A 6,833-nucleotide genomic window follows, 5' to 3' on the forward strand; every position below is an offset into this window, starting at 1 on the left:
CCCGGTCGAGGCGCCGGCCGGCGCCGTCGCACCCTCGGCCCTGCCGGGGGAGGAGGAGACGCCGGCCGCCCCGCCGCGCCCGTCCGACGACCCGCGCGGCCTGCGCTTCCGCCGCGGGCGGCTGGTGCATGCGCTGCTACAGCACCTGCCCGACCATCCGCCGGCCGCGCGGCGGGAGATGGCGATGCGCTTCCTCGCCCGACCCGGCCACGGCATCGACGAGAAGGAGCAGGCGGTGGTGCTGGCCGAGGCGATGCGGCTGGTCGAGGAACCGATGCTTGCCGCCGCCTTCGGCCCGGGCAGTCTCGCGGAGGCGCCGCTTGCAGGGCGCGTTGGCGAAAGGCTCATCGCCGGCCAGGTGGACAGGCTGCTCGTCACGTCCGAACGGGTGCTGGTGCTGGACTACAAGACCAACCGCCCGCCGCCCGCGACGCCGGACCAGGTGGCGCCGTTGTACCTGCGGCAGATGGCGGCCTATCGCACGCTGCTCTGCGCCGCCTTTCCCGGGCGGCGCGTCGATTGCGCGCTGGTCTGGACGCATGGAGCTCGGCTGATGGCGCTGCCGGACGCGCTGCTCGACCCGCACGCGCCGTAGTCGCGGCGCGCGCGGGGCCGTCGCGTTACTGCGGCGCCTGCGCCTCTCGCGGGCGCGGCTGCTGCATCATCGCGCCGGTCATCGGGATGAAGTAGACGCCGACATCCTTGCGGCTGCGCACGCGCCCGTCCTCGTCCTTCGTGTAAATGTAGAGGAACTGGCCGCGGCGGAAGGGCTGGCCAATCGGGATCACGAGCCGCCCGCCGGGCTTGAGCTGCTGGATCAGCGCCGGCGGCACGTATTGCGCCGCGCAGGTGACGATGATGATGTCGAAGCCGCCCTGCACCTCCGGCCAGCCGAAGAAGCCATCCCCCACCCGCGTTTCCACGTTGGTCAGGCCGAGTGGGGAAAAGATCCGCTGCACGGCGGTGCCGAGCGGGTTGATGATCTCGATCGAATACTGCTTCGAGACGATGCGCGACAGCAGCGCGGCCTGGAAGCCGGAGCCCGTGCCGATCTCGAGCGCCACATGCTCCGGCTTCGCCTGGCAGGCCTGGGTCATATAGGCCTGCCCGAGGTAATCGGACAGCGCCGAGCCGAAGCCGAGGCCCCAGGGCTTGGGGTCGGCCTCATAGGCGTTGGTCGCGCCGTTCGACCGGCCCTCGTAGTTCCAGTGGAAGTATTCGCGCGGCAGCGCCTCGAAGGCGCGCAGCACCGCCGGGTCTGCCTCGTTGTTGAAGCGGGATTTCAGGTAGCCCTCGATTCGCCGCATCGCCGCGGGCTTGCGCGCCTGGATGGCGGAGAAAGTCTGCTCCGTCATGGTGGTTTCGCGGCCCGAGGCCCGCATCGCGGCCAAATAGGCCTCGCGGTTCCAGGCGGGGGAGCCCTGCGCGCGGATGGCGGGCGGCGCGGCGAGGGCGCCGAGCGCTCCGAGCAGCAGGGGGCGGCGTGTGAGGGTCATCGGCGTTCCTTGGGCCAGGCGAGGGCGGCCGCAGCGTAACAAACCATTCCGGCGGCCAGAAGCCAGGACAGGCCCATCCCGTGCCCCAAAAGATTCGCAAGTGGCGTCGCGACCACGGAGAAGGCGCCGTTCAGCGCCCAGGCCCATGGCAGCAGGGCGGGCCCTTCCTGCTGGAACCGGTCGAGCCCGAGCGGGAAGGGAAAACCGAGCGCGAGGGAGATCGGCGCCAGCGCCAGCACGAGCAACGCCGCGCGCAGCGCCCAGGGCCAGTCAAGCGCGGCAAGCACCGCGCCCCGCACGCCGAACAACGCAAGCACGGAGCAGCCAAGCGCCACCAGCACGGCCAGCCGCAGCGCCCGCCCGGGCGCCGCGACGGCCCCCGCCCACATCGCGCCGAGCCCCGAGAAGACGAGCATCGTCGTCAGCACCAGCGCGAAGCCCGAGGTCCGGTCGCCCAGCAGCAGCGCGGCATGCTCGATGAACGCGATCTCGATCAGCAGGAAGCCGAGGCCGAGCGCTGGGAAATAGACCAGCGCGCGCCCCAGCACCGGCGCGGGCACCCGCAGCGCCCCGCGCGCGAACAGGGGCAGCAGGGAGACCACCAGCGCCAGCACGATGGCTTGCGCCAACACCGCCACGTTCACGAGCAGCCCGATTTCCTGCTGCGGCAGGATTTCTATGCGCGCCAGCGCCGCGCCGAGCGAGGTCAGCCGCACCAAGGGGGACAACCATGGCCTGTCGGCGGTGACCGGGGACCGGTCGAAGGCATCCTCCGCCGGCGTGCCGGCCAGCAGCAGCGCCGCCTCGCGCGCGACCGCGTCCTGCGCCGCGCCGCCCTGCTCCACCATGCTGCTTTCGAGCGAGACGGGCGGCAGGTCGTTCCACACCTCCCGCCCCTCCATCGCCAGGCCCGGCGCGTAGGAGAGGTCGAAGGAGCGTTCCTCGGCGAAGGCCGAAAGCAGTTCCACGCGCGCAGCGTCGAAGGGGTCGCGCGCGATCAGCACGCGCAGGTTCCAGGCGCTGCGGATCACCGCGACATGTCGCGCGGGGTCGGCCACGCCCGCCAGCCGCAGCGCCGCCTGCGCGGTCGCCAGCACGCGCACCGCATAGACCGGCAATTCGCGGATGCCGATCGGGATCGAGACCATCCCGCCGGGTTCGAGTTGCGACAGGAAGCGTGCCAGTGCTTCCGCGGTCATGGAAGTGCGGTTCTGGTCGTCGGCGCCGAGGAAGTCGCCCGCCATGTCCACCAGATCGAAGCGCCCGGGCACGGTCAGCGGATGCGCGGCCGAGACCGTCACGCGCGGATCGGCCGCCGGGGCTGGAGACGCACCGAGGCCGCGCAGCAGCGCATCGCGCAGCACCGGCTCCGGCTCCACCACCGTGACATGCGCGGCGCCGAGGGCCAGCACCTCCGCCGCGCGGAAGCCGCCTGACCCGCCGAGCGAGAGCACGCGCGGCGTATCGATCAGTGCGTAGGGCGCGGCATCCAGCGCGGCGCGCGCATGGTCCGCCACGGGCTCCGCCATCGGCAGTGCCGCGATGCGCGACCCGTCGCGATAGAGCCCGAAGGTGCGCGGCGGGGCCGCGACGCCCATGGTGCCGGCATTGTTCGACACATCCGTGTCCAGCCGCTCGGTGAAGTTGTCGAGAAGTTGGTAGACGCCGCGCGGCGAGAGCACCTCCGCCACCACCCGGCTGTCGGGCACGTTGAGCGGCGCGTAGATCGGCTTGAACTCGTTCACGCGCGGCGCGGCGAGCGACAGCACCGCCGCCTCCGTCGCGACCAGCACAGCGACCGCTGCGATGCGCCAGCGCGCCCCGCCCGCGATCACTGCAGCCACTGCCAGCAGCGGCAGCAGCGCCGGCACTAGCAGGAAGGGATGCAGCAGGAACATCAGCAGCAGCGCGACAACCGCGCCCGTGCCGGCGCCCAGCAGGTCATAGCCATAGACCCGCCCGACCTGCCCCGCATGCACGACGAAGTTCAGCGAGACGGCGAGCCCGGCGAGGAAGAAGAAGGGGAACAGCGCCGCGTAGTACAGCGCGATATTGACCAGCTGCGCCTCCGCCGTGGCGGGGTTTTGCAGTTCGAGCGGGTTGAAGGCGTTGAGCGTGACGCCGATCCAGCCCGCCCCGCCGGCCGCCAGCATCGCCACGGGCAGACCGGGCAGCAGCCAGTGTGCGTGGCGCAGGAAGGCCTCCCGCCCCAGCACCATAACCACGCCGGAGACAGCAAAGCCCGTCATGGCGATGGAAATGACCCAGTAGCCATACTCGGACCACGACGCGACGGCGAAGAAGCGCGTCAGCGCGATCTCCACGCCGACGGCCGCGCCGGCGATCAGGAACAGCGGTATCAGGGATTGCATCAGGACCAGGCCGCGCGGCGCGAAAGGAACTCTTCCATCGCCGCATTGAAGCGCGGCGCCTCGTCCACGAACAGGGCATGTCCCGCCCCTTCGTAGATTTCCACCATCGGCTGGGGATGGCTCTGCGCCACCGCATCCGCCTGCGTGCGCAGCCGCGGCGTCACGGCATAGAAGACCGGGCGACGAACGGCATAGAGGCTGTCCCGCCAGAACTCCCGCGGCCGCGGATAGGAGAGCAGCCGGATCGAGGCCTCCACCGGCATGCGCTGCGCCTCCCGCGCGATGCCCTCGATGTACGCGGGGTCCTGCGGCGTGCGGAACATGCCGGCGACGAAGCCGCGCACCGTCGCATCCCGGCGCTGGCGCAGGTTCTGGAAGAAGCGCGACGGCCGCGGCGGCGGCGGCGTGCCCTCGCCGACCGAGTTGTCGATCAGCGCCAGGCCCGCAATCCGCCCATCCCCGGCCATGTCGGCATAGGACAGCACGTCGAGCACGCCGAGCGACCAGCCCGCCAGCACGACACGTCCGCCCCCCAGCTGCGCCAGCAGGTCCCGCACATCCTGCCCGCGCCGCGTGGGTTCGTAGCCGTCGCGCGGCACCTCGCTCTCCCCCTGCCCGCGCGGGTCGAGCACCACCACGCGCCAGCGGCGCGACAGGGCCTCGATCTGGGGGGCGAAGATGCGCGCGGGCATGCACCAGCCGGGGATGAACACCACCACACGACCTGACCCGGCCTCGAGATAGCGCAACCGCACCCCGTCACTCGTGCGGAACCAGCGCGCCTGGCCGGCGGCCTGCACGGCGGGCGTGGCGAGGACACCGATGGCGGCGGCGATGAAGGCGCGGCGGCGCGTGATCGCGACGGGCGTGCCACAGGGGGGCGCCGCCCCCCTGCACCCCCCGCCGAGGGCCGAAAGGCCCTCGGAACCCGTCAGATGGGCGGATCGGGGGAGGGGCGCAGTGCGGCCGCCTTCCCCAACGGTCCCGCCGAGCCGCTCCCCCGGTCCGCCCAAGTATTGGTGTCCAGAGGCCTTTCGGCCTCTGGCGGGAGGTTGCGGGAGGGCAGCGCCCTCCCGCGGCACGCCCTTCCCCGTCACAGCGGCCGCCGTGCCTTGAACGCCGCCGCCAACGTGCCGTCGTCGAGCACGTCGAGTGCGCCGCCGATCGGCACGCCCTGTGCGAGGCGCGTCACGCTCGTGCCGGTCGGCTTCAGCCGGTCGGTCAGGTAGTGGCTCGTGGTGGCACCGTCGACGGTAGCCGGCAGGGCGAGGATGACTTCCTCGATGCTGTCGCTTTCGATGCGGCGGAGCAGCGGGGTGATGGCCAGGTCGTCCGGCCCCGTGCCGCCGAGCGCCGAGAGCAGCCCGCCGAGCACGTGATAGGTGCCGCGATGGGCGTGGGCGCGTTCCAGCGCCCAAAGGTCGGCCACGCCTTCGACGACGCAGACGAGCTTGCGGTCGCGATGCGGGTCGCGGCAGATGCCGCAGGGCGATTGCGTGTCGAGGTTGCCGCAGGTCTCGCAGGGGCGCACCGCAGTGGCGGCCTCCTGCAGCGCCTCGGCGAGCGGGATCATGCGCCCCGCCGGGTCCATCAGCATCCGCAGCACGGCGCGCCGTGCGCTGCGCCGGCCGAGGCCGGGCAGGCGCGCGAGCAGCGAGATCAGGTGTTCTACGGGGTCGTTGCGCATCAACCGCCGGGGCGCGCCCAGGGGCCGCCCGCGGCCGGCTTCAGCCGCACCGCGGTGCCGGAGGCGCTGACCATCAGCATCCCGTTGTTCGAGCCGAGCACCTCGTAGTCGATGTCGATACCGAGGATGGCGTCGGCGCCGAGCGCCTGGGCCTGCGCGGTCAGCGCCGTCATGGCCTGGTCCCGCGCGGCGGCGAGTTCGCGCTCATAGGTGCCGGAGCGGCCGCCGACGATGTCGCGCACCGAGGCGAACAGGTCCTTGAACACGTTCACGCCGAGCACGGCGTCGCCGAAGACGATGCCGAGATAGGCCTCGACCTCGTTGCCCTGGATGGAAGAGGTGGTCGCGTAGATCATCAGAAGGGCAGCTTCATCCCCGGCGGCAGGTTGATGCCGGCGGTCGCCTTCTGCATCTCCTCGGCCATGGTCGCCTCGACCTTCTGCTTGGCGTCGGCGTGTGCGGCGACGAGCAGGTCCTCCAGCACCTCGCGTTCATCCGCGTTCATCAGCGACGGGTCGATGGTGACGCGGCGCAGGTCGCCCTTGCCGGTCAGGCGCACCTTCACCATGCCGCCGCCGGAGGCGCCTTCGACCTCGGTCGCTTCCAGCTTCGCCTGCATCTCCTGCATGCGCGTCTGCATCTGCTGCGCCTGCTTGAGCATGTTGCCGAGGTTCTTCATCGCGTCCTTGCCTTCAATCGTCGTTGGGTGGGTCGTCGGGGTCCCAGGCGGATTCCGCCTCGGGCGGCGCGAAGCCGGGGCCGTCGTCGGGGTCGTCGGGGCCGGCCGTCAGCGCGGCGGGCGTGGCGGTCAGGCCGTAATCGTCGGCGGCGGCGTCGCGCACAGTCTCGATCGTCGCGCCGGGGAAGGCGGCGAGGATCGCCTGCACCAGCGGATGGGCGCGCGCGGTCTCCCGCCGGCCGGTCTCCGCACTTCGGCCCTGCTCGGCAAGTGTCGGCTCGCCCGGCTCGTTGCTGACGGTGACCGTCCAGCGCGTGCCGGTGCGCTCGGCGAGCAGCGCGGTGAGTTGCGCGGCGAGGTCGCGCGGCGCGGAAGGGCGCGGGCGGATCTCGACGCGGCCATGCGCGAGACGCACCGGATGGACGTCGTGCAGCAGATGCGCGTGCAGCAGCGGCTGGATGCCGGAGGCGAGTGCGACAACCTCCCGCCATTCCCGCGGCTGGGGCGGCGCGGGGGCGGCCACGGGCGCGGCGCTGGCGACGACGCCGCCACCGGCCATGGCGCGCAGCCCGCCTGATCCGCCGCCGGGCGCGGATCAG

At 72.2% G+C, this 6,833-nt stretch carries 8 protein-coding genes; 1 reads left to right on the forward strand and 7 read right to left on the reverse strand.

The genetic code is table 11. The features are described 5' to 3' along the window. A partial coding sequence (locus tag HW577_RS17635; RefSeq protein WP_198377458.1) for a PD-(D/E)XK nuclease family protein occupies positions 1 to 595 on the forward strand: 595 nt, incomplete at its 5' end. Positions 596 to 620: 25 nt separating this feature from the next. Here HW577_RS17635 and HW577_RS17640 read toward each other — a convergent pair. From HW577_RS17640 to HW577_RS17670, 7 genes are all read right to left on the reverse strand, one after another. Further along, positions 621 to 1,496 carry a protein-L-isoaspartate O-methyltransferase family protein gene (locus HW577_RS17640; protein ID WP_198377459.1) on the reverse strand — a complete coding sequence of 292 codons (876 nt, stop codon included), beginning with the start codon at positions 1,494 to 1,496 and terminating at the stop codon, positions 621 to 623. Beyond that, complete coding sequence (locus HW577_RS17645; RefSeq protein WP_198377460.1) at positions 1,493 to 3,868, reverse strand: hypothetical protein; 2,376 nt, start codon at positions 3,866 to 3,868, stop codon at positions 1,493 to 1,495. The genes HW577_RS17640 and HW577_RS17645 overlap by 4 nt, the downstream gene beginning before the upstream one ends. Beyond that, positions 3,868 to 4,668: an alpha/beta fold hydrolase gene (locus tag HW577_RS17650; RefSeq protein ID WP_198377461.1), complete on the reverse strand. Its 801-nt coding sequence runs from the start codon at positions 4,666 to 4,668 to the stop codon at positions 3,868 to 3,870. The genes HW577_RS17645 and HW577_RS17650 overlap by 1 nt, the downstream gene beginning before the upstream one ends. A gap of 293 nt (positions 4,669 to 4,961) precedes the next feature. Continuing rightward, on the reverse strand, positions 4,962 to 5,555 hold the full coding sequence (recR, locus tag HW577_RS17655; RefSeq protein ID WP_198377462.1) for a recombination mediator RecR: 594 nt from the start codon (positions 5,553 to 5,555) through the stop codon (positions 4,962 to 4,964). Continuing rightward, entirely contained in the window at positions 5,555 to 5,911 is a 357-nt protein-coding gene (locus HW577_RS17660) for a heavy metal-binding domain-containing protein (RefSeq protein ID WP_198377463.1), read from the reverse strand. Before HW577_RS17660 ends, recR begins: the two co-directional genes overlap by 1 nt. Further along, positions 5,911 to 6,234: a YbaB/EbfC family nucleoid-associated protein gene (locus tag HW577_RS17665; protein WP_198377464.1), complete on the reverse strand. Its 324-nt coding sequence runs from the start codon at positions 6,232 to 6,234 to the stop codon at positions 5,911 to 5,913. The genes HW577_RS17660 and HW577_RS17665 overlap by 1 nt, the downstream gene beginning before the upstream one ends. A 13-nt stretch (positions 6,235 to 6,247) precedes the next feature. Then, positions 6,248 to 6,793 carry a hypothetical protein gene (locus tag HW577_RS17670; protein WP_232475022.1) on the reverse strand — a complete coding sequence of 182 codons (546 nt, stop codon included), beginning with the start codon at positions 6,791 to 6,793 and terminating at the stop codon, positions 6,248 to 6,250. Between the last annotated feature and the right edge of the window lie 40 nt (positions 6,794 to 6,833).

Origin of the sequence: Neoroseomonas rubea (assembly GCF_016106015.1) — a bacterium.
In the GTDB taxonomy this organism is placed as follows: Bacteria; Pseudomonadota; Alphaproteobacteria; order Acetobacterales; family Acetobacteraceae; genus Neoroseomonas; species Neoroseomonas rubea.